This is a genomic window from Actinomadura physcomitrii (assembly GCF_008923205.2).
GTDB lineage: Bacteria > Actinomycetota > Actinomycetes > Streptosporangiales > Streptosporangiaceae > Spirillospora > Spirillospora physcomitrii.
In genome coordinates this window covers 213,915-234,804 of record NZ_WBMS02000011.1, presented here as the reverse complement: position 1 = coordinate 234,804, position 20,890 = coordinate 213,915, and the positions used below count along the sequence as shown (strand labels likewise).

17 protein-coding genes are annotated in these 20,890 nt (G+C 70.6%); 5 read left to right on the top strand and 12 right to left on the bottom strand.

Annotation, left to right across the window (positions count from 1 at the left end):
- Positions 1–57: 57 nt before the first annotated feature.
- Positions 58–1,062, bottom strand: coding sequence for an MCE family protein (locus tag F8568_RS16545; RefSeq protein WP_151594436.1), 1,005 nt, complete (start codon positions 1,060–1,062; stop codon positions 58–60).
- A 212-nt stretch (positions 1,063–1,274) separates the two neighbouring features.
- Here F8568_RS16545 and F8568_RS16540 point away from each other — a divergent pair, with 212 nt between their 5' ends.
- Positions 1,275–2,249, top strand: coding sequence for an oxygenase MpaB family protein (locus F8568_RS16540; protein ID WP_151594435.1), 975 nt, complete (start codon positions 1,275–1,277; stop codon positions 2,247–2,249).
- A 22-nt stretch (positions 2,250–2,271) separates the two neighbouring features.
- Here the strand turns inward: F8568_RS16540 and F8568_RS16535 are convergent, their stop codons facing one another.
- A complete protein-coding gene (locus F8568_RS16535) occupies positions 2,272–3,426 on the bottom strand; it encodes an aminotransferase class I/II-fold pyridoxal phosphate-dependent enzyme (RefSeq protein ID WP_151594434.1) in 1,155 nt (384 codons plus the stop codon).
- A 223-nt stretch (positions 3,427–3,649) separates the two neighbouring features.
- Here F8568_RS16535 and F8568_RS16530 point away from each other — a divergent pair, with 223 nt between their 5' ends.
- Positions 3,650–4,666 carry a lysylphosphatidylglycerol synthase domain-containing protein gene (locus F8568_RS16530; protein ID WP_160573644.1) on the top strand — a complete coding sequence of 339 codons (1,017 nt, stop codon included), beginning with the start codon at positions 3,650–3,652 and terminating at the stop codon, positions 4,664–4,666.
- A 49-nt stretch (positions 4,667–4,715) separates the two neighbouring features.
- On the opposite strand, the gene F8568_RS16525 is transcribed toward F8568_RS16530, so the two are convergent.
- From F8568_RS16525 to F8568_RS16500, 6 genes are all read right to left on the bottom strand, one after another.
- Complete coding sequence (locus tag F8568_RS16525; protein ID WP_328600912.1) at positions 4,716–5,492, bottom strand: SGNH/GDSL hydrolase family protein; 777 nt, start codon at positions 5,490–5,492, stop codon at positions 4,716–4,718.
- A 276-nt stretch (positions 5,493–5,768) separates the two neighbouring features.
- Positions 5,769–6,272, bottom strand: a complete 504-nt coding sequence (locus F8568_RS16520; protein ID WP_151594431.1) for a hypothetical protein — start codon at positions 6,270–6,272, stop codon at positions 5,769–5,771.
- Entirely contained in the window at positions 6,269–7,498 is a 1,230-nt protein-coding gene (locus F8568_RS16515) for an McrC family protein (protein WP_202125014.1), read from the bottom strand. The genes F8568_RS16520 and F8568_RS16515 overlap by 4 nt, the downstream gene beginning before the upstream one ends.
- The gene (locus tag F8568_RS50405; protein WP_151594429.1) at positions 7,495–9,552 is read right to left on the bottom strand and encodes an AAA family ATPase; all 2,058 of its coding nucleotides are present in this window, start codon (positions 9,550–9,552) and stop codon (positions 7,495–7,497) included. Before F8568_RS50405 ends, F8568_RS16515 begins: the two co-directional genes overlap by 4 nt.
- A 122-nt stretch (positions 9,553–9,674) precedes the next feature.
- Positions 9,675–10,238, bottom strand: a complete 564-nt coding sequence (locus F8568_RS16505; RefSeq protein WP_151594428.1) for a hypothetical protein — start codon at positions 10,236–10,238, stop codon at positions 9,675–9,677.
- Positions 10,235–10,660, bottom strand: a complete 426-nt coding sequence (locus F8568_RS16500) for an ATP-binding protein (protein ID WP_151594427.1) — start codon at positions 10,658–10,660, stop codon at positions 10,235–10,237. The genes F8568_RS16505 and F8568_RS16500 overlap by 4 nt, the downstream gene beginning before the upstream one ends.
- Before the next feature lie 400 nt (positions 10,661–11,060).
- Between F8568_RS16500 and F8568_RS16495 the strand changes: the two genes are divergently transcribed.
- Positions 11,061–12,893, top strand: coding sequence for an ATP-dependent nuclease (locus F8568_RS16495; protein ID WP_160573643.1), 1,833 nt, complete (start codon positions 11,061–11,063; stop codon positions 12,891–12,893).
- A 68-nt stretch (positions 12,894–12,961) separates the two neighbouring features.
- Here the strand turns inward: F8568_RS16495 and F8568_RS16490 are convergent, their stop codons facing one another.
- The 4 genes from F8568_RS16490 to F8568_RS16475 form a co-directional block, all read right to left on the bottom strand.
- The gene (locus F8568_RS16490) at positions 12,962–16,309 is read right to left on the bottom strand and encodes a type ISP restriction/modification enzyme (protein WP_151594425.1); all 3,348 of its coding nucleotides are present in this window, start codon (positions 16,307–16,309) and stop codon (positions 12,962–12,964) included.
- 155 nt (positions 16,310–16,464) lie between these two features.
- The gene (locus F8568_RS16485) at positions 16,465–16,848 is read right to left on the bottom strand and encodes a hypothetical protein (RefSeq protein ID WP_151594424.1); all 384 of its coding nucleotides are present in this window, start codon (positions 16,846–16,848) and stop codon (positions 16,465–16,467) included.
- Positions 16,845–18,227 (bottom strand): serine/threonine-protein kinase, encoded by a 1,383-nt coding sequence (locus F8568_RS16480; protein ID WP_160573642.1) that lies wholly within the window; start codon positions 18,225–18,227, stop codon positions 16,845–16,847. Before F8568_RS16480 ends, F8568_RS16485 begins: the two co-directional genes overlap by 4 nt.
- Before the next feature lie 276 nt (positions 18,228–18,503).
- A complete protein-coding gene (locus tag F8568_RS16475; protein ID WP_151594422.1) occupies positions 18,504–19,028 on the bottom strand; it encodes a DUF4231 domain-containing protein in 525 nt (174 codons plus the stop codon).
- A gap of 685 nt (positions 19,029–19,713) precedes the next feature.
- Between F8568_RS16475 and F8568_RS16470 the strand changes: the two genes are divergently transcribed.
- Together F8568_RS16470 and F8568_RS16465 are read left to right on the top strand one after the other, a co-directional pair.
- Positions 19,714–20,589, top strand: coding sequence for a helix-turn-helix domain-containing protein (locus tag F8568_RS16470; RefSeq protein WP_151594421.1), 876 nt, complete (start codon positions 19,714–19,716; stop codon positions 20,587–20,589).
- 2 nt (positions 20,590–20,591) lie between these two features.
- Positions 20,592–20,786: a DUF397 domain-containing protein gene (locus F8568_RS16465; RefSeq protein WP_151594420.1), complete on the top strand. Its 195-nt coding sequence runs from the start codon at positions 20,592–20,594 to the stop codon at positions 20,784–20,786.
- Positions 20,787–20,890: the final 104 nt, after the last annotated feature.

The window sequence follows — 20,890 nt, the reverse complement described above, 5'->3', positions numbered from 1 at the left end:
CGTCGTTATGAGGCCGCCCATAACGACGACTCGCCGCAAGTCGACGAGGGGCGGCGGTCAGGGGGCCTGGCACAGGTCGGTGAACGTCCTGCACAGGTCGAGGCTGAAGGTGTCCACGCCCCGGCCCAGCAGTGTGCCGTCCGGTCCCGGGACGCGGATCATGCCGCCGAGCCCGCGGAACAGCCGGTCCAGCACGTCCATGAGGACGGGCAGGTTCCGGTCCTGCTCCGCCACCACCCGCACGACGTTCGCCGTCCCGTCGATCAGGCGGCCGACGCCCGCGCCGTGGCCGCGGAGCGTGCCGCCGACCCGGTCCGACAGCTCCCCGGCGGCGTCCAGCAGCTGCGACACCTTGTCGGGCCGCTGGTAGACGACGGGCGCGAGCCGGTCGAGGTCGCCCGCCGCGCCGGTGACGGCACCGCCGCGGTCGGCGAGCGTGTCCGACAGCCCGGCGATGTCGCCGATCAGCCCCCGGATCTGCGGTGCGCGCGCGTCGACCGCGTCGGTGAGCGCGGCGCCGTCGACGATCGTCCGGTGCAGCGCGGGGCCCTCGCCGCCCAGGCCGGACGACAGCGTCCGCATGATCGTCGCGACGTCGGACGGGTCGATCGCGGCGGTGAGGCCGTAGGCGCGGTCGGTGATGCCCGACAGCTCCCGCGGGTCGGTCGTGCGGGCGATCCGTGCGCCGTCGCGCAGCGCGGGCCCGGTGCCGAGGTCGAGGGTCAGGTCCTTCGGCCCGAAGACCGACACGGGCTCGATCGCCGCGCGCGTGGTGGCGGGGACGGCGACGTCCGCCGCCACCCGCAGCCCCACGGCGACCCGGCCGTCCCGCCGCAGCCGGACGGTCTCGACGCGCCCGACCACGATCCCGCGCACCTTCACGTCCGACTTGCCGGGGTCGAGTCCCTCACCGGCGGTGGAGAACACGGCGGTGAACCGGTGGACGCGCCCGGGCGAGGGACTCGCGGACAGCACCATCGCGGCCGCCGCGACCGCCAGCGTCGCCAAGCCGGCCACCGCGTACAGCAGGCGGCTGCGCCCGGACAGGTACTCATCGGCCATGGCGAGGTCCCTTCGCGAGGTCCCGTCGTGAGGCCGCCATTGCACCCGCGCGGGCCCCGGGCGGGCTATGCGGCCGGCGACGAAGGTTCGCGGCGCGGCTCTGCCCCCGCTTCACAAAAGTACGTTCGCGGAGTATTTGGACATGCGACAAAAATTGACTCTTGTCTCAGTCCGGGTACGCTGGACGTAAGTGAACACTGGCAGGAGGTGCGATGCCCGCCCCAGCATCCGGCCCCACCGTCACCAGGAACACCGCCGCTCCGTCGCGCGCCCGCGCGGCCGCCACCGCCCCGCTCGGCCCCGGCACCCTGCTCTGGCGGCACGCCGCCGACCTGCGGTCCCTGCTCCCCGGCGCCGCCGCCGGCCTGATGCAGCTCATGCACCCCGGCATCGGCGCCGGCGTCACCGAGCACTCCGCGTTCTTCGACGCCCCCTTCGACCGCATCCACCGGTCCGTCCCGCAGATCTGGGCGACGATCCTCGCCCCCGACGGCGACGCCCGCGCCCGCGCCATCCGCGACCTGCACCGCGGCATCGGCGGCGTCGACGAGCTCGCCCGCCGCTACCACGCCCTCGAACCCGAGACGTTCTGGTGGGCGCACGCCACCTTCACCTGGGAGATCTTCAAGGCCGCCGAGCTGTTCCACCCCGGCACCCTCACCGCCGAGGACCACGAGCGGATGTACGCCGAGACCGTCACCTGGTACGCCCGCTACGGCGTCAGCATGCGCCCCGTCCCCGCCGACTACGCCGCCTTCCAGTCCACGTTCTGGCACGTCTGCGCCGAACGCCTCGAGCTCACCCCGGCCGCCGCCCGCGCCCTGGAGATCGCCAAGCACGGCTCCGACACCATCACGCTGCTGCCCGTCGGCGGCCCGCGCCTCGACCGCGCCGGCCGCCTCGTCGCCGAGCGCCCGCTGCGGCTGATCACCTTCGGCTGCCTGCCCGCCATCGTCCGCGCCCGCTTCGACGTCCCCTGGAGCGCCCTCGACCAGGCGCAGTTCACCGCCCTCGCCCTCGCCAACCGGCAGGGCTACCGGATGATCCCCACCGGCGTCAACCACTGGGCGCTGCGCAGCATGCTCCGCTACATCGGCGCCCACACCCGCGACCAGCGCTACGTCGCCGTCCAGCGGGACGCCCCGCCGCGGCGCCGGCTCGCACGCCACGGCGCGCGCGTGTCGTAACGGCGCGGGCGGGTGAGGCGGGTCAGTGGGCCGGGGCGGGGCTCACCGGCCGGGCGCTCAGCTCCCCGCAGGCGGTGAGGACGCGGTCGACGTCGTCGTCGGTGAGCCCGGCGTGCACCGACAGGCGGAGCAGCGTGCGGGACCCCGACGCCGACGAGAACAGCGCGGCGCTGAAGATGTCCCGGCGGACCAGCTCGTCGCGCAGCCGCACCGCCTCGGCCTCCGTCGCGGTCCCCAGCGCGATGATCTGCGTGTCGGCGTCGACCGCGCCGAACCCGAGCGAGGCGAGGCCGCCGCGCAGCCGTCCCGCGGCCGCGCGGACCCGGTCCCGCCGCCAGCCGTCGGCCTGGACGACGTCCAGCGCCGCCGCCAGGCCCGCGACCTCGTGCGCGGGCAGCGCCGGGCCGTCCCCGGCGGGCGCGGCGGGCGCGGCGGGCGCGGCGGCTTCGAGCGCGCCGGCGAACGCGGGATGGTCGCAGGCGACCAGGCCGGCGCGCGCGCAGAACGCCTTGCCGAGGCCGGCGGTGCGGAAGTCGACCCGTCCCGCCAGGCCGAGCTCCCCCACCAGGCCCTCGCCGCGATGCCCGCGGACCCCGATCGCGTGCGACTCGTCGACGACCAGCAGGCACCCGTGCGCCTCGGCGATCTCCACCGCGCCGCTCAGCGGGCACACCGACCCGTCAGTGCCGTAGACGGCGTCGACGCAGATCACGCCCGGCCCGTACGCCGCGACGCGGCCGCGCAGGTCGGCCAGGTCGTTGTGCCGGAAGCGGACGGTGTCGGCGCCGGCCGCCCGCGCGCCCGCCCACAGCGACACGTGCGCGAGCGCGTCCAGGTAGACCGGCGCGCCGGGACCGGCGGCCAGCTGGAGCGCGGCCCTGCCCGCGTGCGCGCCGGACGGGCACAGCACACCGTGCCGCGCCCCCAGATGCCGGGCGAAACGCGCGGCGAGCAGCGCCTGCGGACCCGGCTCCGGTGCGCCGGGCAGCCCTGCCGGCGCCGCCTCGGTGACGCGCGGATGTTGGCCGATGGCCAGATAATCGCCGCAGGTCAGCACGATGGTCCGCGGGCCCGGCCGGGACCGGCCGGTGGCCGCGAACCGAACCGCCCAGCGGCCGTCCGCGGATCCGCGCAGATGCCTGATGCGTTCGCCCAGTCGCAGGTGGGCGCTGGTCATGGTCGTCACTCTCCCCAGTCGCGGGACGGCCACACAACGTAGTGCTCTCTAATCATAGGGTGAAAAGAATCTATGGTGTGGACCAATGCGCGCGGCCGGGACGGTGATCCCGGCCGCCCGCGGGACGCCGCGACCCGCGCGGTCCGCAACGTCCGGCGGCCATTCCCCTGGAAGGCGCACGGCCGTCGCGTGCTCGTCAACCGCATGGTCCACAACGGACCGTGTGGACACGATCGCCGCCGGCGCCGAGCGCCCCGCGTCCGCCGAGGCTCCCCGCCTTCCCGCCGCGCGCCCGCCCTTCGCCCGCCGGACGGCCCGCACCGCGCTGCTCGCCGCCCTGGTCGCCGCCCTGGTCGCAGCAGGCGCACCGGTGCTGCTGCGCTCGACGGCCCTGCGCGCGGCGCTCGCCGCCGTCGGCGACATGCGTTGGGGCTTCCTGCCGTTCCTGCTCGTCCCCGCCGTGCTGCACTACGTCTTCGCGGCGATCGCGCTGCGCGGCGCGTCCGGCCGCGCGCTCCCGCTCCGCGAGGCGACGCTCGCCCAGTTCACCGCGGCCGCCGCCAACCGCGTCACGCCCGGCGGGTTCGGCGCCGCCGCCGTCAACACCCGGTACCTGGTGTGCCGCGGCCTTGCCGTGTCGCGGGCGGCCGTCGCCGTCGCCGTGCAGCAGGCCGCGCGCCCGGTGGGCGGCCTGGCTCTGATGGTCGCAGCGCTCGCGTGCGGCGGCGGGGGCGGCCGGATGGCGGAGGCGGTCACCGGCCATGCGGCGCGCCTCGTCCCGCCGGTGCCGGTGCTCGCGGTCGCCGGCGTCCTGCTCGCCGCGGCCGTGCCGTGGGCGCGCAGGGCACTGCGGTCGGCGGCGGCGGGACGGGCCACCGCGGGTTTCGCGGACCTGCGCAGGCGCCCCCGCGACCTCGCGGTCACGCTCGCCGCGTCGGCCGCGGGCACGCTCGTCCTCGGCGCCGCGTTCGCGCTCAGCGCGCTCGCCGTCCCCGGGACGGGCGCGGGACCGGCCGACGCGCCCGCGCTGCTCGCCGCCTACCTGGCGGGCGCGACCGCGGGTGCGGCGGTCCCGGTGCCCGGCGGCATCGGCTCGACCGAGGCCGCGCTGGTGGCGGCGCTGGCCGCCGGCGGCGTCCCGCCCGGCCCGGCGCTGCACGCCGTGCTGGTGTTCCGGGCGGTCACGTTCTGGGCGCCCGTCCCTGTCGGCGTGCTGGCCTGCCGGACGCTGCGCCGGTGAGCGCCTTTACGTTGTAGATCACTAAGTGGAGTCCGCGCCGCCGCGCTGCTCAGGTCTGGGCCCGCAGCGACGCCTTCGCCGACCCGGTGAGCGCCGGCAGGTAGCCGAGCCGGTGCCCCGTGGCGGTCGGGTGGTAGCTGGAGTCGATCGGAATGGTCACCGAGTTCAGCCAGCCGTCGCCGGAGCACAGCTCGTGCCCGGCGAACTCGTCGCGGACGTCCGACCAGGTGAACCCGGCCCGCCCCGCCGCCGCCTGGACGACGCCGTCGAGCACGTCGGCGGCGCCGTTCAGCGCCGTCCGCTTGGTGTTGCTCAGCCCCACGCACACGCTGACGATCTTGTACAGGTGCGGGTAGCCGAGCACCACCACCCGCGCGCTCGGCGCCTTCGCCCGGATCTTGCCGTACAGCGAGTCGAGCCGGCCGGGCAGCGTGTTCCTCATGAAGCTCTCCGCCGACGCCACCGCGCTCTGGCAGGTCGAATCCGAATGCAGCACGCACGTCTCCATCACGCTGCTGAACCCGGCGTCGTTGCCCCCGACGGTCATGCTGACCAGCGTCGTCGCCGAGCTCAGCGCGCCGAGCTGCCCCGACGCCACGCTCGAGGTCGTCGCGCCCGAGCACGCGGCGAACGTGAACGAGCTCGTCTCGTGCGCCGCGGCCCACAGCTTCGGATAGGCGTTGTTGCTGCGGTTGCACGACCCGCTGGCAGAGTCGTAGTCCCCCGCCCCCGTGCCGGACGAGTAGGAGTCGCCGAGGGCGACGTAGTTCGTCCCGGCCGCCGAAGCGGACCCGGACCAGGTGATCAGACCGGCGGCGAAGGTCACCGCACCGAAAACGGCCGTACAGGGACGAGAAAGGCGCATCTGAACTCCGGGGAGACGTACCGAATCGAGTCCCCTAGAACCTACCCACCACGCCATTCTTTCAAGCCCCGAGCTGATCAACTAACTTTCGTCACATTTCGCCATTGAAACGCCGAAACACCTTGTCGCAGGCGACTGACACCACCAACCCCTCACACCTCTCCAGTCCCATGGATGTCACATAAATGAAGATCTGGTGGATATCAAATAAAGCCCGGAAAACCTAGCCCGTAAGCGTCACGTCCGGGTGGTCGCCCGCTCGCGATAGCCATTGACGTTCCGCGCCCGGGGACCCGCGAACGGGTCGAGCGCGGCCTTCAGCAGCTCGGCGTCCGGCGCCGGCAGGCGCAGCAGCGGACGGCGGAGCCGGACGCTCCAGCTGCGCGCGTCCGGGAACGCTTCGAGCCTGTCGACCAGCGGACGCAGTTCCGGCCCGCCGCCCCACGGCGCGAGCGACTCCACCCGCAGATCGCAGCCGCGCGGGAACGCCCGCTCACCGAAGACGACGGGCTCGTCGAGGACGGCCACGCCGGAGGTGGCGACGGCGCGGCCGATCACGCGCCCCCGGTCCCGTGTCGGGTTGCCGAACGCGCCGCGCGTCGCGTAGATCAGCAGCTCGTCGCCCTCGGCGAGCCGGTCGACCTCCGCCCTCGCGGTCGCCGGGAACGCCATGCGCTGCTCCTCCAGCACCCAGGCGATCGCGTCCCGGTCTCCGAGGATCAGCAGATAGCTCTCGCTCACCCGGCCACCGTAGCGCCGGACGGCGGGGAGGGCGGCCGGTGGATGCTCTCGGCGAGCTGCGCGACCTGGGCGAGGAGGTCGGTGGGAGGGAGGGTCAGGTCGAGGGCGGTCTCCACGATGCGGAGCCCGTTCGCGCCGACGACGACATGCGCCTGCGGTTCGCCCATGCCCGCCGCGTACACGAGATGACCGCGGCTCAGCCCCATGACGGTGCAGTACGCGAGCATCTGGTACAGGTCGCTCTCATGCTTCCCCGGTTCGGGCTCGACCTTGTACTTCGCGTCCACCACGGCGGCCGGGCTGCCGTCGGCGGTGTCGTAGACCAGGTCGGGACGGAGTTTCACCCGGCGGGCGTGGTCCAGGTGGTGGCGGCGGTCCTGGAGCCGCGTCCTGCCGCCGTAGGGGCGCAGCGCTTCGGCGAGGGCGACGCACAGGAAGTCCTCGAAGACGCGCCACATCTCCAGCATGAGCCCGTCCACACGGACCTCGGTGCCGTCGTCCAGCTCGTACGACGCGCCGCGCAGCACGAGTTCCGCCAAGCCGAGCGCGGTGTCGTAGCGGCTGTTGAGCCTGCTCCGCCTCCACTCCGGGAGGGGCCGCCCGGGTACGAGTCGCGTCACACCGTCGAGCCTGAGGAGCAGGTGCCGCAGCAGCTTGCGCGTGCTCGGCGGGACGTCCGGCAGCCGCAGGAGGCGGTGGGTCGCGGCGAGGAGCAGTCGGTTCTCGGGGATGTCGACGGTGTAGTCGTCGTAGCTGACCTCGACCGGCACCGGGAACCCGTGCCGGCGCTGGAGCTGGTCGATCAGGCGGATGCGGCCGCGCACGACCGGCAGCGCGTCCTCCCTCTCGCGGTAGCCGAGCAGCACGCCCTGCCTCAGGGTCCGTTCGGCGGCGCGCGCGAAGGCGTGGGCGAGCGCGGGCAGCAGTTCCGGCCGTTCGCCGGCCTCGACCACCTCCTCTCGCCACCCCCTGGGCTTGCGCGTGTAGGTGATCAGGAAGAACAGGCGGTCGATGGGCGTCTTCGGCCGTACCCTCACCTCGACCGGGTCCGCGGCGGGGCCGACCCGCGCCGCGCCGACGAGCCCGTTGTCGCGCAGCCGCCAGAGGCCGGATCGCGGCCCCGGCGCGATCCGGACGATCTCCGACGCGGCCAGTGCCGCGGCCTGCTCGCCGGTGAGTTCGTGCTCGGTCCAGGGGCCGTTCTCGCGGAGCCGGACGAGGCTCACCGCAGCCGGCTCCGCAGCGCCTCCAGCCCGTACCGCGCCTCGACGTCGATGCCGTCGCCGTAATGGTGCTCTTCCAGCAGCGGGATGATCTGCGTCCGCCAGATCCTCGCGAGCGTGACGCCGTCGTCGACGCCGTTGCGCATGAGGTAGGACGGACCGATCCGGAAGTCGCGGTCGTCGATGCGGCTGTTGAGTTCGGCGAGCAGCCGGGCCGGCTCGTCCGGAAGTCCCTCGTTCTGCAACCATCGGGCGAGCATGCCGTCGGTGGGCGGCGCATCCGGGTGGAGTTGCATGAACCAGAACCGCCGCCGCATCGCCGCGTCGACGAGCGCGATGGACCGGTCGGCGGTGTTCATCGTGCCGATGATGAACACGTTCTCCGGCAAGGTGAAGCCCTTGTCGTCCTCCGGGGCGTAGAGCAGGTTGATCGGCTGGTCGCGGTACTCCAGCAGGAAGTACAGCTCACCGAAGATCTTCGCCAGGTTGCCCCGGTTGATCTCGTCGATGATCAGCACGTAGGGCCGTCCCGGGTGGGCGAGCGCGGCGCTGACGAGGCGGCGGAACGGGCCGCGCACCAGATCGAGCGCGACGGTCCCGTCCTCGGTCTTCCTCGGCCGGTAGCCCTCGAAGAAGTCCTCGTAGGAGTAGGCGGGATGGAACTGGACGAGCTGGACGTTCTCCGGCCGTCCGGACGCGAGGTGCCGGGCGAGATGCCGCGCCAGGTACGTCTTCCCGGTGCCGGGCGGCCCGTAGAAGATGAGCTGCGGCCGCTCGCGGAGCAGTTCGACGCATTCCTGCAGCCAGTCCCGCCCGACGAGGAGCCTTTCGGCCAGCTCTTCGGGGACGTCCGGCAGACGCACTTCGACGTCGATGACCGGCCCCGGATCGCCGAGCAGTTTCTCCAGGTCGGGGAGGAGCGTGGTGAGTTCGATGAGGTCGGCGTCGGGGTTGCTCACGAGTGCCGCGAAATCGGCGGGCAGTTCGTCGTAGTCGAGCGGCCGTTCGCCGTTGCGCCATTCGACGGGCCGCTGGAGGTCCGCTCGGTGGTCGGTGCTGTCGACGAAGGACGGTTCCCCGGTGATGACTCCGAGGTAGACGGCGCTGCCCTCGTTCGTGACGACCACGTCGTTCTCCCGCATGCGCGACAGGAAGGCGTGGTATTCCCCGGTGAGCCGTTCACGCTCCTGCGCGCCCGTGCCGGAGTAGTCCTCCCGTACCGCGTCCCGCACCTGCTCGACGGGCGCGCCGGACGGAAGGGCGCGCAGCCTGGAGGCGGGGAGCGAGCAGACCCGGTCGGGCAGCCAGACTCCGGTGATCAGGTCGCCGCGGGAGACGTTGGACGCGCGCACCAGCCACGCCCGCCGCGCCGTCGGATCGACGACCGGGGGGATGACGACGATCTCGCGGGCGGGCGTCCGGCGCAGGCCGTCGGCCCTGCCGTCGAACGCCAGGACGCCGTCGTCGGAGAGCAGTTCGAGCCATTCCTCGCGCTCCTGCTCGGTGAGATGGGCTTCGCGGGGCGGGGCGCCCTCGTCGGAGAGCAGCCGGTGCCATCCGTCGGGCCGGCCGCCCAGCAGGAATCCGATGAGGGCGGTCTTGTCGACCCGGGCTTCGGACGCCACCTCCGCAACGGACGCCCACCTGCCTTCGGGAAGGGCCTCGACCATGGCCGCGGCGTCCTGGAAATGGTTTCTGTACTCTTCCCAGTACCTGTACACGCGGCTCAACTCCGCGTAGAAGGACCCCTTGTCCGGAAGCGCATCCACGGCGTGTCGCCCCAGCCCGGTCACGAACCAACGCCGCCGCGCCTTGTGCACCCAGCCCGCCTTCACCAGCCCGATGCTGGCGAACTGCAGATCGGTGTAGGAGTCGTCCTTCCAGGAGTCCCCCGCGATCTCCCGCCATCGCGGCTCCAGGTCGGGAATCGTCTCGAAGAGCCGCTCGTGCAACTCCCGGAAACGGGCGCCGCTCGCGGCCTCGGCCGCCGGGGCGCCCGCCAGCAGCCGCATCGCGGCGAAGAGCATTTCCGCTGTGAGTTCGGTCCGGCTCGTCACCCGGTCAGATTGGCAGAATGCCCGCATCCGAACCATGTATTTGCCACTATCGGCCCACTCTCGGTCGCGGGCGGCGGTCCGGCGAGGGAACCCGATGGGCCACGACCCGGGCGGCAGCGTCCTCACCGCCCTTCGCGGTAGCGCTTGTACTCGCGGACGAGCACGTCGAAGGGCACGAGAGGCCAGCGGCTGAGCGCGCCGGTCTCCCGGTCGACCACCAGCAGCGGGCTCGGGTCGTCGCCGATGTCGAGGGCGCGGCGGACGGCGAACCCGTCCGGGAACTCCTCGACGACCAGGGGGACGGGGCCGGAGCCGGCGGCGAAGTGCAGCTCGGCGCGGCGCCAGGCTTCGGCGCGGTCGACGGCGGCGGGCCGCACGGCGTACGCGGCGAGGACGTCGGACACGCCGTGCAGCGTCCGGCAGTCGGGGGTGCCGCAGCCGCGGCAGATCTCGCGGCCGTGCGGATCGTCGCCGGGCCGGTGCGCCGCCATGACGCAGGTGAGGGCGGCCGTGCAGGCGAGGACGAGCCGCCGCGCGTCCACGGCGAACCGGCGGCTGTAGGGGTCGAGCCGGTCGTCCTGGCCGAGCACGCCCTCGATGGCGTGCGCGTCGGCGCGCATCGCGGCGGTCATCGCGGCGTGCACCCGCTGGTGCACCTGGTGGTGCGTCCAGGCGGCCGGCCTCACGCCGCCCACTCCCCGGCGAAGACGGCGGTGACGGTGCGCCCGGTGTCGTTGCCGTGCCATCCCCAGCTCGCGGCGGTGAGCGAGATGGTGCGCAGCCCGCGCCCGCCTTCGGCGAGTTCGGCGGCGTGCACGGCGGCGGGTTCGCCCGGTCCGCCCTGGTCGGCCACCGACACCGCGACGCGGCCCGCGTGCCGGGCCACCTCGACGGTGAAGGCGCCGCCGTCCTGGCCGGACTTGGTGTGCCGGACGGCGTTGGCGACGAGCTCGTCGGCGGCGAGCAGGACGTCGTCGAGGTAGGGGCAGCCGGCCAGCAGGCAGCCGACGAAGCGGCGGACGGCGCGGGCCTGCTCGGGACCGCCGGGGAAGGTGCGCCGCCAGCACAGCGGCGCGGACTCTGCTGCCAGCAGCATCGCCGGGGACATCGGGACTCCTCGATCGTGAGAGGTATGAAAGGTCGCGGATCGTTGAAGGACGCCTTCAACGACACATCGATCGTCACAGAGAAAGGCCGATCAGGCACGAAGAATCCGCGCCGATCACCCCGGGACGGGGTTATCAGCACCACCGTGCTCCGGACACGCGGATTCCGCACATTCGTTTTTCGCACATGCGCGCATCGCGAGCCCTCGAGTCTGTGGCACTAGATCACCATCAAGTTGGATATTTCCGGCTCGCCGTTGTTACTTGTCGGTCAACCGGGGAAACGCGGGAACCCCTCCAGTTGCTCAGCCTCCTGGTTCCGGCACACTCCGGCCATGTCGCCGAATTCGGTTGCACCGAGGCGCGTGTTATTGGTGAGGTTCGTGAGTGCGAATCAAACGGGTGAGGATCGAGAACTACCGGTGCCTGCGGGACGTGGACATCCGCTTCGACGACATCACGACGTTCATCGGGCCGAACGGCGTGGGCAAGTCGGCCGTCCTGCGGGCGCTGGACTGGTTCTTCAACGGGACGGCGCAGACGCTGACCGAGGAGGACGTCTGGGCGGGGGCCGAGCGCAAGCAGATCAGCGTGGAGGTCGAGTTCTGCGACCTGACCGACGTCGATCGTGACGCGCTCGGCAAGTACGCGGCCGACGACGCCCTGACGGTGCTGCTCCGGCGCCGCTGGGAGAACGGCGTCGCCAAGCTGTCCGGTCACGCGCTCGCCTATCCGCCCTTCGAGGAGATCCGCCGGATCAAGGGAGCCAGGGCGCAGCTCACCGGGTACAAGGATCTGCGCGATTCGCACCCGGAGCTCGGCCTGCCGGGGGTCTCGAGCGCGAAGGCGGCACTGGAGGCCATGCTCGCGTGGGAAGGGCAGCACCGGGACCGCCTCGACGTTACCGAGTCGCCGACCGACACCCACTTCTTCGGGTTCGCGGGGCAGGCCAAGATGACCGGACTGTTCGACTACGTCTTCGTCAGCGCCGACTTGCGTGCAGGTGAGGAGGGCCGGGACGCGAAGGGCTCCATCATCGGGCGCATCCTCGACCAGGCCGTCGACCGGAGCGAGGCGGAGGAGGAGATCGCGGCTCTTCAGATCTTCGTCAACGCCAATCGCGAGAGCATCCAGAGCAAGCACTTCGGGGACCAGCTCGAAGCACTGTCGGATCGGCTGACCCAGGAGATCGAGCAGCTCACCCTGGGCCGGAGCGTGCAGGTCACCTCGCTCGTGCCGGAGCTGCGGCTGCCGCAGGCCCAGTTCCAGGTCTCCATCCAGGACGGGTCGGCGCGCACGCGTATCGATCAGCAGGGGCACGGGTTCCAGCGGGCGCTGCTGGTCACCGCGTTGCGGGTGCTGGCTCAGAGCGAGGTCACCGAGAACGATCGCACGATCTTCCTCGCCATCGAAGAGCCGGAGCTGTTCCAGCATCCGGTCCAGGCCCGTGCCTTCGCCGCGGTGCTCCGCAGGCTCGCCGGCGGCACCGGGCACGGGCTGCAGATCGCGTACGGGACCCATAGTCCGTACTTCCTCGAAGCGGGAAGCTTCGGCGAGGTCCGGCGGATGACCCGGGCGTTCGCCGGGCGTGCCCCGTCCGTCGACATGCGTTCGACCACGGTCGACGACGTGGCGACCCGGCTCGGCGGCGTGATCGATCGCGTCAAGGTGGGCAAGCGGCTGACGAGCATGTGCCTGGCGAACCTCCCGGAGGCGCTCTTCGGCCACGCGGTGATCCTTGTGGAGGGCACCACCGACAAGGGCGTCCTCGAAGGCTGCGGCATTCGACTGGATCCGCTCAACAGGCACGGGATCGTGGTGGCCAATGTGGGCGGCAAGGACAACATCGCCCTTGCGCATGCCGTCCTCACCGAACTCGGTGTGCCCTGTTACGCCGTCTTCGACGGGGACGCGCACTGCAAGCAGAGCGAGTTGGAAGCGACGCGGGCGAAGAACCGCATGCTGCTCGGCTACCTCGGGGGCGTTCCGGAAGACTTCCCCGAGACCAAGGTGTACGACGACTATGCCGTCGTGGCCGAGGATCTGGAGAGGTACCTGCGGAGTGAGTGGCAGGACTGGGAGGACGCGCGGCGGAGCCTCGTCGGGGAAGGACGCGGCTTCGACGGCAAGGACGAGGCCACGTACCGGCAGGCCGCGGTCGAGGCTTCGACGGACCCGCCGGCCTGGCTCAGCGACGTGATCTCCAGGGTCCGGGATCTCTGTCCGGACGGCTGAATCGGGTACGGCCGTGGTGCTGGTAGCGGACGGCGCCGCGGCCGTACTTCGAGTACGGCCTCCGGCGGTCACATCGCCATCTGGCCGCCTTCGCCGGACGGCTTGATGGGGACGCGGTGGGACTTGGGGACGGGAAGCACCGGGACGGCCTTCAGATCGTCCACCGTGACCAGCGGGCCCGCGCAGATCTCACCGAGAAGGGCGTCCTGTTCGGGTTCGAGGCGGACGAGCAGGCCGAGGACGTGCAGCAGGTCGCGGAGGTCGTTGTTGAACCGGTAGTCCCACTCCCTCGCGTTGATCAGGTCGAGGGGCGAGGCGGCCTTGCGGCGCCGCGGGCGCCGCAGCCGGTACCCGACCCACTTGGCCACGACGCGCATGCCGCCGACGTTGTAGGCCCATACCTCGGGAGGGACCGGGCCGACCCGCCCTTCGTCACCGATGAGGAGCGTCTCGGTTTCCTCGTCGTATCCGACGCTGTCCGGCATCCGCTCCGCGGAGGCGGGGATGTCGGGCCGGATGCGGGGGCTTTCCGCGTCCGGGAGGCGCGGGGCCCGGCGCGGACGTCCCTTGCTCTCGTCGGCGAAGCGGGTGCCGTAGGTGTGCAGCCAGACGACCGTCCGGCCGAGTTCGACGGCGCGGGACCAGAGCGCGGCGTCGCCGGTGAGCGGGATCCGCAGACCAGGGTTGACGAGGTTCTCGCGGAAGCGTCGCGTGTAGCCGGAGTGCGCGGCCACTGCGGCGATGTAGGCGAAAACGTCCTCGTCGGCGACCGCCTTATCGAAGAGACCGGAAAGGTACCGCGACAGGCCCGGCGCCACATTCGGCGTCCGCTGGGCGTCCCGATAGAGCGGAAGCACCCGGCCGCCGTGATGTCCTTGGAAGTGATCCATGTCCGGCACGAACGGCGCGAAGGTCAGCGCGACGCCTTCCCGCAGGACGTTGGTGTGCTGCTCGCTGGCGTAGACCTGCTCTTCGCCGACGACCCGCCACAGGTCCGGGCTGGGGAAGTCGACCACTCTCGGATCGAGGATGAGGTACTGCCGGTCGAAACTGCGGTAGGCGAACGGGACCACGTTCGGACGCTGCGCCGGCTCGTCTCTTAGTGCTGAGGCCGGGTGCGGCTGCCCCGGGATCGGCCCCGGTCTGGTGTCCGGATCACGATCTCTGGTCCTCTTCATCAGGTCGTCGCGCTCTCCCGGGCGGGCGTTGGTCAGCCGGGTCCAGCGTTCTTGGAGCACGTCCGTCGATGGGGCGATGACCCATGTCCGCTTCGCCTTGGTGCCGGGAGCGTGCCAGGGCAGCAGGTCGGCGAGGAGCGGGGCGGTGTGCCATTGCGCTTGCGAGGGGGGACGGAACTCGGCCGTCCACCCGTCCGGGCACAGCGTCCACCCGTCGGAGTCCGGGGCCAGGGCCGCGAGGGCCGCGAGCTTCTGCTCCTGGAGGCCGGTGAGCCTTCGATGGCGCACCTCGGCCGGACGTCGGGGGTCGGCCTCGTCCTTCCTGATGAAGACGGCGATCGCGAGGGGCTGCTGGACCTTCGGGAACAGCCGGGTCGGCACGGGCGGCTGATGACCCTCTGGTGTGAGATCGATGATCCAGCCTTCGTCGGCCACCTCGCGGAGGTGCTTGCGCATGCCCGCGAAGGCGGCGCCGGACAGGTAGGAGGACGGGGTGATGAACGCGACCAGGCCGGCGGGCTCGTCCGGGTGTGCCTCGAACGCCTTCCAGATCGCCCACCGCCAGTAGAAGACCCAGGTCGCGGCCAGCTTGTAGTCGAGCCTGCTGCGCTGACGGAACTCGTCCAGCGAGGGGCGGTGGACGACATCGTCCGGCTTGCCCGGATCCCGTCTGTCCTCGATCCAGGGTGCGGGGTCGCGCGTGTGCGCCCGGTCGAGGTAGGGCGGGTTCCCGATGATCGCCATCACTGGGAGATGCCGTTTCACCCGGTTGGCTCCGGTGCGCTGCTTCAGCAGCTCGGCGTACATCCGCCCGAAGGCGAACTCCTGCAGGTCCGGGTCGTCGAAGGTGTCGGCGAAGAAGCGCATCTCCTGCGGCGGGACGTCCGTCCCGTACTCGCGGAGAAGGTCGTGGAGCCGCAGCTCCGCGACGGCGTACGGGGTGACCTGGCGCTCGAAGCCGATCAGCCGGTTCTGGAAGAGGTGGCGCAGGCTCTGCTCGGCCCCGTCGTCTCGGACGGTCTGCACCACACTCCGGACGATTTCGACGAGGAACGTTCCCGTGCCCATCGCCGGGTCGACCACGATGACGTCGTCAGCCGCGTATCCTTCCGGACGGTTCAGCTTCCCTTTCAAGATGAGGTCGGTGAATCGCACCATCGCGGCGGCGAGGCCGTCCGGCGTGTAGTACGACCCGCTGAGGCGCCGGAGTTTCGGGTCGTATTCCGTCAGGAAGGTTTCGTACAGCAGCGCGTGGGCGTTGATGTCAGCGGCACCGATGCCGTCCCAGTCGACCGCGCCGATGACCCTCTTGAGGGTTTCGGTGACGAAGAGGTTGTCGGCGGCTTCCGGGTCGGACAGGACGCCGAGGGCCTTGCCGATGAGAGCGTGCTGCTTGCCGAGCTGCCGCCCGATGGTCGGGAGGTCGCGCCCGTCGAAGGAGACGCCGACGGCGCGGGCCAGCAGCAGCGCGAAGGTGATCGTCTGGGCGTAGGAGTCGGCGAAATCGGCCGGCTCGGTCATGCGTGGGAAGAGGATGCTGCGCCATTCCTCCGCCAGCGTGGTGAACGGTCTGTCGCCCCGAGTGAGCCGTTCGTGTTCCAGTACCTCCATGACCTCTTCGCGGAGGTAGCGGCAGAGGCGGGCGGTCGTCCGGACCAGGTCGCGCAGGCCGCGGGGCGGGTCGGGAGCCCAGGTCAGGAATTCGTGCAGGATGCGGGCGAGTTCGTCGTCGGCGGGGCGCAGCGAGCGCCCTGCCCGGTCGAGGGCACCGTCCAGCTCGGCGACCCTGCCGACGCGGACACCGTTCCGGTAAAGCGCGAAGCACTGCCCCGTGCACAATAGAACGTTAGGGAGCAGGCTCAATTTCTGCCATTGGATGCGGTCGTGCGAACGGGCCGGCCAGTCTTTCGGATCGGGGCTCTTGGACGGCGCCTTGACCTCGATGTGCCCGACCCGCCCCCCGGACAGGTCGACGGCGAAGTCGGGGCGCACGGACAGATCGGGAAGGGAGACCTCCTTGTGGATGGTCACCCGCAGCCCGAGAGCGTCTCCGGCGGCACGGACGAGGCGCGCCACCGGATCCTGGATCTGGTATTCCTCTCCCCCGATTCCGGCTGCGAGGGGTTCCCGGACCGCCACGCCGAAGGCGGAGACGGCCTCGGCCACTTTTCCGGGGAAACCCGGGGGCGGCCCGACGGTGTCCGCCGATAGGGAACGGTTCGCGGCGGACTCGACCATGTGGCCTCCCGAGCACTCCTCCTTTCATAATCCACGGGATCTACGGATTGTCACGAGCCGTGACCGCATCCCGCCGCGGGAAAGGCGCGCGGCCGACCCCAGGAGCACCATTCGCCTCAGCGGCAGTTCTGCGGACGATCAGGCCGCTCGCCGGGTCAGGTGCTGCGGCGGTTGCGCACCGCCAGGACGGCGCCGACGAGACCGGCGCCTCCGCCACTGACCAGCGGTACCGCTTTGGAAGAGGCGTGGTGGTCGATCGCGTACTTGCCCAGCCATACGTAGGCGATCAGGCCGGCGACGACGAGCAGATAGTTGAGCAGGCGGAAGCCGAACTCGATCCATTCGTCGCGCCGCTGCCGCCGGAGTTCGCGCTCCACCAGTTCCCGCCGCCATGCCAGGTGGCCGGGGTCCAGCCGCAGCCACTTCTCGGCTTCGTCCGCACCGGGGAAAGGGGGAAGTGCGGCCGTCGGAGCGGTCGGCGGGGCCGCCGTCTCGGGAGGCGGTGTCGAGCCCTGGGCTTGCGGGTTCGGCTCGCTCACAGGTGCCCCCCGTGGTCGTCGTCGCGAGGCGGGACCCAGGCCCGCGCCATCCTGGCGTCGATCAGGCGCAACTCGTCATCGATCGCGGTTTCGACCCGGCTCCGGCGTTCCTCGCGCTCGGCGCTGTCCCAGCGCGCCGGGGGCCGCAGGGGCGCGAAGAGGAGGCGCAGGGCCGCTCCGGCGACGCCGCCACCGGACCGTTCACGGCGAACGGCGATCGCTATCTGCCATGCGGCGAGGCCGAGCCCGCCCCAGAAGACCCCCCAGGGCAACGCGGCGGCCGCGTCGAGGTGCGGAACGGATTTCACGTTCAGGACACCGGCGACGAAAAGGCATGCCATGAGAACGGCGGCGGCGGCGCCGAACAGCGGAAGCCTCATGGAATGAGACGACGACAAGGGGGTGGGACCGTAGGAATTATATCTGCTTCTCGAGCGACGCAGAAATGCCCGCACCCGGCTCAGGAATCGCCACATCGAGTATCGCGGCGCGAGCAACGCCATAGGTCGAGGAGCGGGGGCTGCCGGTGACCACTCCAAACCATAGGACGGGTGCATGGGCGACGGGTAGGAGAACTCGCCTTCTGACGCCAACCTGTGCAGCAGGCGCAGCGCCTCTCGTGCGGAAGGCCTTTGGAGGGGATCCTTGTCAAGCAGCCGTTCGATCAGCACTGCGAGTTCAGGGGACTCGTGCAGCGGCGGCGGCTCTTGATACAGGATCGCGTCCCGCATCGCACGGGGGCTTTGCCCGCGGAAGGGCGGAGCACCTGCGAGGGCTTCGTAAAGGACCACTCCGAGGGAGTAGAGATCGCTCTCCGGACCAAGGACGCGTTGCCGCACGGCTTCTGGCGCCGCATACGCAGTGGGCACGTCGCCCGGCCCGGGCACATGGCGGTCGCGGACGACGGTCGCAGCATCGAGAGTGAGCAGCGCCCTGCCTTCAGGAGCCTGCACGACGTTCTCGGGGCGGACATCCCCGTGAAGGAGCTCGAAGCGGTGGAGAGAGTCGAGGGCCTCCAGCAGGCTTTCGGCCGTTCCGATCGCCTCCGCGTGAGTCAGCGTGCCGTTCCTGTCCAGACGTTCTCGCAGCGTGATCCCATCCGGCCGATCCATGACCAACCATACGGAATCATCGGGTCCGAGTATGACGTCATGAATGGTGATCAAGGATGGCCGGCTGAGCCTTGCGAGCGAAGCCACGCGCCGGAGGCCCCCGGCGGCGCGGTCCGACACCGAGCTCTCCAATCGGCGAATCATGAGAGTGCGGTGGAGCAGGAGATCGTCGACCAGCCAGGTATCGCCGCTTCCGCCACGGTCCGACGGGGCCGCCACCCGGTAGCGTCCCATGATCAGTTGGCCGACCTGCCATGCCGATTCCAAGCTGATCTCCCTCCGTCTCACCGAGGCGATCACGTGAGTTCTCACATGGGATGCCGATAGCGGCTGAAAAGCAAAGTAGCACGAGGTCCGCCACCCGTCCGGCTTGCGTGACATTCACGTTCCCACGGGCCAGGACCAACCTCGGCAGCGCGGTTGGTGCGTCAGGCGATGACGCGCCGACGATGCCATGAAGTAGGACCGGCCGAGCCGGAGCGGGCGCATGAGAAGGCCGTTAAAATGCGGAGGAGCCGTGAAAGGGTGCTTCGGGCGCCGCGCTCAGCCGGGCTTGTTGATCCGCTCCCCCAGTCGGCCCGCCCAGCGTGCGGCATCGTCCTGAACGATCTCTTCGACCCGAACGGCGAGGGTCGATCGCCGCCGACCGCCGTCCTCGCCGGAATCGTACGGGGTGACGCCGTGCCGGAACCACACCAGTTCCTGCTGGATCGCCATGACGACCGCGTTCTCCCTGATCCAGTTCTCCTTCCACTTGAACTCACGCCCGAGGGTTCCGATTGCCGCCACCACCGCTCCGAGTATGCCGAGGACGTACTGCGGTATCGCGAAGATGGCGACGACGGGAATGGAACTCGACAGAAGGATTACCGTGACATCGACCCGCCGGGCGTAGCGCTTGCACTTGCCCGCCGTGCCACGGTAGAAGTCGAGATGATTGAGCACGGTTTCGGGAACGTCCTCGTCACTCATCACCGCCGCCCTCACCGCTCGCGGTGCCCGGCCGGCGGGAACCGCCACCGGAACCGACCGCTCCTCGAATACGACCCGGGCCGCATGCAGCGACATTCCACATGCCAGAAGGGTCGATGCGCAATCGTTTCTCGGTCACCGCTGTCCCCTCCATCCAGGCACGCGACCGCCAGGTGACACGTCCGGCATCGCGCCACGAACCCCGTCCGCAGATCTACGCGAGTTCCGCACGGAAATCCAGGCCACGCTGCGCCATCTCCCCTTTCATGACGCTTCGCGGCGGCTTCACTATGCGGCTCTCACACCGTCATGTCCTTTCATGACGCACATTTCGAGTGGCATGTCATCGGCCATGACCGGATGGGGCCGCAGGGAAGCGACCGTTCCGCCCCGGATGGCGACCGCCCGGCTCCGCGCATCGACGACCACGGCCGCACGCGTGGCGCCGCGGGCAAGCATCGCGACAGAACCTCACATCAGCCGACAATGTAGTCATCAACCGGCATTCGCAACGCAGGCCACAAGGCACGCATTCCGTCCCGCGCTTGCCGCGGACGGAGAGGCACCGTCGGCCGCACGCCGGCGCACCACGCCCCACGGCAGGGCCGGCCGAAGTCCGCACGTGCGAATTTCGTATGTGCGGATTTTCGGCACGCGGGTTCGATCGCCTCTTCCATCGAGCATTTGACCGAGCTGACCGTTACATTGCCGGTGAGTGGTCGACAGCAGAGAGTCACAGATCGGCACAGATGGTGATCATCTCGACAACGGGAGGACGGCCATGCCCAGCCCCTACGTGCGCCGCCGGCAACTGGCGGCCGAGATCCGCAAGCTCCGCGAGACCCACGGCCTCACCGCCGACCAGCTCGGCCAGCTGGTCTTCCATTCCCGCACGAAGATCACCCGGCTGGAGAACGCGCAGGTCCGCCCGGACCTCGCGGAGATCATGAACATGCTCGACATCCTGGAGATCACCGGCAGCCGGTACGACCGGCTCCTCCAACTCGCCCGCGAGGCCGCCCAGAAGGGCTGGTGGGACCGCTACGGCATGTCCATGGGCCCCCGCCAGAAGCTCTACGCCGACCTGGAGTACAGCGCCAAGACCGTCCGCGAGTACAACCAGACCGCGATGCCCGCCGTCTTGCAGGCCCCCGAGTTCATCACCGCACTCGTGGCCTTGGACCGGTGCCAAGGACGACTCGACTACGAGCCTGAGCGGATGGCCGAAGCGCGGATGCAGCGGCAGCAGGAACTCCTCCGCCCGGAGGGCCCGTCCTACGAGGCGATCGTGGACGAGTACGTCATCCATCGACTGGACGTGCCGACAGAGGCCATGGCGACTCAGCTCCGCCACATGGTCAACGTCGTCTCGGGATACGACCGAGTCAATGTCCGTGTACTCACGCACGACACGCGTGTCCCCGGGGGCTTCCTGCCCAAGTCGTCGTTCTACCTCTACACCTTCCCCCAACGAGGCGACTCCCCGCTGGCGGTGCTGGACACCGTCACGACCGACCTCGTCCTGACCCAGCGAACCGAGGTGAGCCGGTACAGCAAGATGTACGACCGCCTACGCAAGGCCGCCCTCTCTGGCAAGGACAGCATCACCTTCCTCGAACGGGTAGCCGACCAGCTCACCGACCGGCGAGGATCGTAGACATGACCAAGGACTTCCACAGCTGGCGCAAGTCACGCCACAGCGAACCGAACGGCGGATGCATCGAAGCAGGGCGAGCCTCGGACGGCACCATCGGCGTCCGCGACACCAAGCTGCACGGGGCTGGTCCGACCCTGGAGTTCACCCCGAGCGAATGGAAGGCGTTCCTCGACAAGATCCGCACAGACTCTCACTGACACTGCCCTCGAAGATCAGCGGCCTTGGGACGGCCCGGCCTTCGGGCTAGTTGACTTGTGGCGTGTCGTGGTTATCAGTTGGACGATAACCACGACACGCCACA

What these genes read in the sequence shown, in the direction of transcription:
- F8568_RS16465 (WP_151594420.1), top strand. Translation starts at nt 20,592, where the DNA reads ATGACCAAGGACTTCCACAGCTGGCGCAAGTCACGCCACAGCGAACCG.
- F8568_RS16470 (WP_151594421.1), top strand. Translation starts at nt 19,714, where the DNA reads ATGCCCAGCCCCTACGTGCGCCGCCGGCAACTGGCGGCCGAGATCCGC.
- F8568_RS16490 (WP_151594425.1), bottom strand. Translation starts at nt 16,309, where the DNA reads ATGGTCGAGTCCGCCGCGAACCGTTCCCTATCGGCGGACACCGTCGGG.
- F8568_RS16545 (WP_151594436.1), bottom strand. Translation starts at nt 1,062, where the DNA reads ATGGCCGATGAGTACCTGTCCGGGCGCAGCCGCCTGCTGTACGCGGTG.
- F8568_RS16475 (WP_151594422.1), bottom strand. Translation starts at nt 19,028, where the DNA reads ATGTCGCTGCATGCGGCCCGGGTCGTATTCGAGGAGCGGTCGGTTCCG.
- F8568_RS16500 (WP_151594427.1), bottom strand. Translation starts at nt 10,660, where the DNA reads ATGTCCCCGGCGATGCTGCTGGCAGCAGAGTCCGCGCCGCTGTGCTGG.
- F8568_RS16540 (WP_151594435.1), top strand. Translation starts at nt 1,275, where the DNA reads ATGCCCGCCCCAGCATCCGGCCCCACCGTCACCAGGAACACCGCCGCT.
- F8568_RS16535 (WP_151594434.1), bottom strand. Translation starts at nt 3,426, where the DNA reads ATGACCAGCGCCCACCTGCGACTGGGCGAACGCATCAGGCATCTGCGC.